Source organism: Tepidimonas sp., from assembly GCF_029335975.1.
Lineage (GTDB): Bacteria > Pseudomonadota > Gammaproteobacteria > Burkholderiales > Burkholderiaceae_C > Tepidimonas.
The window spans coordinates 1-3366 of record NZ_JARJMT020000181.1 but is presented as its reverse complement, the minus strand read 5'-3'; the positions used below and the strand labels follow the sequence as shown (position 1 = coordinate 3366).

General features: G+C 63.8%; 1 protein-coding gene and 1 pseudogene. One reads left to right on the top strand and one right to left on the bottom strand.

Features of this window, described 5'->3' with window-relative positions; genetic code table 11:
• Positions 1-1566, bottom strand: a pseudogene (gene aceE / locus P3W97_RS10130) (pyruvate dehydrogenase (acetyl-transferring), homodimeric type); the annotation flags it as partial.
• Positions 1567-1735: 169 nt separating this feature from the next.
• On the opposite strand from aceE, the gene P3W97_RS10125 reads away from it, so the two are divergent.
• Positions 1736-3366, top strand: a 1631-nt coding sequence (locus P3W97_RS10125; RefSeq protein WP_300846376.1) for a PAS domain S-box protein, incomplete at its 3' end; no start/stop codon positions are given.

Below are 3366 nucleotides of genomic sequence, written 5' to 3'. Positions count from 1 at the left end.
TTGCGTGAGGAACCGCACATAGGCCTGGGTGGTGGAGATTTCGCGCCCTTGCGCCGTGGGCTCCAGCACGGCCTTGAAGGTTTCGAGCGACGGCACGGTGAACTGCTCGTCGCTCTTGACCCGGCGCTTGGGCAGATAGCCGCCCAACGCCTTGCGCCGCTCATGCAGGTATTTCATCTCCGGCGTGTCATCAGCCGGCTTGTAGAACGGGATTTTGGGCAGTTCGCTGTCGGGGATGGGGATGTTGAACCGGTCGCGGAAGTAGCGGATGTCCTCGTCGGTGAGCTTCTTGGTCTGGTGTGCGGTGTTTTTGCCTTCGCCCGCGCGGCCCATGCCGTAGCCCTTGACCGTCTTGACCAGCAGCACCGTCGGCTGGCCGGTGGTGTTGTGGTGCGCGCGGTGGAAGGCGGCATACACCTTCTGCGCATCGTGGCCGCCGCGGCGCAGCGCCCAGATGTCCTCGTCGCTCATCTTGGCCACCAGTTCCAGGGCTTTCGGATCGCGGCCAAAGAAATGCTTGCGCACGAAGGCCCCATCGTTGGCCTTGAAGGCCTGGTAGTCGCCATCGAGCGTGTCGAGCATGATCTTGCGCAGCGCGCCGTCCTTGTCCCGCGCCAGCAGCGGGTCCCAGTTGCTGCCCCACAGCAGCTTGATCACGTTCCAGCCGGCGCCGCGAAACTCGCCCTCCAGCTCCTGGATGATTTTGCCGTTTCCGCGCACCGGACCGTCGAGCCGTTGCAGGTTGCAGTTGATGACGAAAATCAGGTTGTCCAACCCCTCGCGCGCGGCCAGTCCGATGGCGCCCAGGCTCTCGGGCTCGTCCATTTCGCCATCGCCACAGAACACCCACACCTTGCGCTGGCGGGTGTCGGCAATGCCGCGCGCGTGCAGATACTTCAGAAAACGCGCCTGATAGATGCCCATCAGCGGCCCCAAGCCCATCGACACGGTGGGGAACTGCCAAAAGTCCGGCATCAGCTTGGGATGCGGATAGCTGGACAGCCCCTTGCCGTCCACCTCCTGCCGGAAATGGAGCAACTGCTCCTCGGTCAGCCGTCCTTCCAGGAAGGCGCGGGCGTAGATACCCGGGGCGCTGTGGCCCTGGATATAGATCAGATCACCGCCGTGCGTGCCGCCCTGATCGGTGTCGTCGGCATGCCAGAAGTGGTTGAAGCCGCAGGCAAACATGTGCGCCAGCGACTGAAAGGAGCTGATATGCCCGCCCAGGTCGCCGCCATCGGGCGGGTTGAGCCGGTTGGCCTTGACCACCATGGCCATTGCGTTCCAGCGCATGTAGGCGCGCAGGCGGCCTTCGATTTCCAGATTGCCAGGGCTGCGCTCCTCCTCATCGGGCTCGATGGTGTTGACATAGCCGGTGGTGGCCGAAAACGGCAGGTCGATGCTGTGCTCGCGCGCCTCTTCCAGCAGCTGCTCCAACAGAAAATGGGCACGCTCGGGGCCAGCGCGTTCGATGACGCTATCCAGGGCCTCGAGCCATTCGCGCGTCTCCTGCGGATCGGTGTCGGGGGCCAGGAGTGGGGAAATCGGTTGAGCGGGTTGGGACATGGTGTCGTCTCCTCGTTGGCGTGGAAAAGGGTACGGCGAAGGCGTCTTCGTGTCCACGAAGTTTCGCATGAAATCCTACTATTTCCAAAATACGGTTATACATTTCATATAGTGAATTTTTTCGAGCAGACCGATCGGCATCATTGCGGGTTTGCCCTAAACTGATGGCATGGCCCGACCAACGCTCGACGTCCACGCTGCGCGCACGCCCCGCTGGTGGGCGGCGCCGCGCCGCTGGTGGCAACACTGGTGGGACCGGCTGCCGCCGAGCCGGCAGGACCAGCTTGCCGTGCTTGGACCGCTCTTGTCCGTCCTGCTTTTCCTGACGGCCATCTTTTCGGCCTTGGCCTACTTCACCCATCAAGAGGTCAATCGCGAGCAGGAAGCGGTGATGCGCGACACCGAATACGCGCAACAGCGCCTGCGCTTGCGGCTGCTCGAGCGGCAAGAGCAGCTCATGCGCCTGGCGCGTGACATCGCCAACCGATCGATCGAAGAGACCGAATTCGTCTTTCAGGCCGAGGCGCTGGTCATCCAGAACCCCGAACTGCTTGCAGTGCACTGGATCGGCCCGTCGCGGGAGGTGGTGACGGGCTACACCGCGCCCAGTGCGCCAGCGCACGCGCTGCGTCGTGCCGGCGAGCTGCTGCCGTCCCAAAGCATCGGCGGTGCGTTCGAACTGGCGCGCGACCTGCACCAACCGATTTACTCGCGACCACTGCGCTGGCCCGACGGGGGCAGCACCGTCGTGCTGTTGTTGCCATTCGAAGACCATCGCCGCTTTGGCGGCGCGGTGATGGCAGAGTATTCCGTCGAAGGACTGCTGCGCTACGGTGTACCGTCTGAGGTGCTGGCGCGCTACGCTGTAACATTCGTCGGCGAAGACGGCAGCCTGCATGCGGGCATGCCGCTCAAACCCATCAAAACCCCGCTATCCCGTCTGCCCTGGGCCGCGCAAGCACAGCGACACGAGCTGCCGATTTCCCCCATCGGCAATAGCCTGCTGGTACGCGCCGAAGGTCTGCGCGCCGTCCGCGATGCGGGCAGCGAGGCGTTTTTCTGGATCGTCGGTGCAATGAGCGTGGCAACGATCTGGATGCTGCTGGGCAATATGCGCCACACACGGCGGCGCTTGCAGGCCCAGCGGGCATTGGTGGCGGAGACCAACTTCCGTCGGGCCATGGAAAACTCCATGCTGACCGGGATGCGCGCCCTCGACATGGAAGGCCGCATCACCTATGTCAACCGCGCTTTTTGCGACATGACGGGCTGGAGCGAGGCCGAGCTGATTGGCACCACCGCCCCTTTCCCCTACTGGCCCGAGGGGGAACACGACACGCTGATGGCCCGCTTGCAAGACGAAATCGCTGGCCGCAATGCCCCGGGCGGGTTCGAGGTGCCTGTCAAGCGCAAAAACGGCAGTATTTTCTATGCGCGCATGTACGTCTCGCCGCTGGTGGACGCGCAGGGACAGCAGACGGGCTGGATGACGTCGATGACCGACATCACCGAGCCCAAGCGCATCCGCGAGGAACTCACCGCGTCATATGACCGCTTCGCAACGGTGCTGGACAGTCTGGACGAGGCCATCTCGGTCGCGCCGCTGCACAGCCACGAACTGCTGTTTGCCAACCACATGTACCAGCGCTGGTTTGGCCAGGGCTCAGCGGGTCACGAGCGCATGTTGGAGCTGTGCGCCTCCGTTCCGATCCTGCCGCCACAGGACCACACCGATCAGGTGGATGGCCTGATGGGCCTGCCCACCGACGCGCTGGTAGAGGCGGTCGCCGAGCACACGCA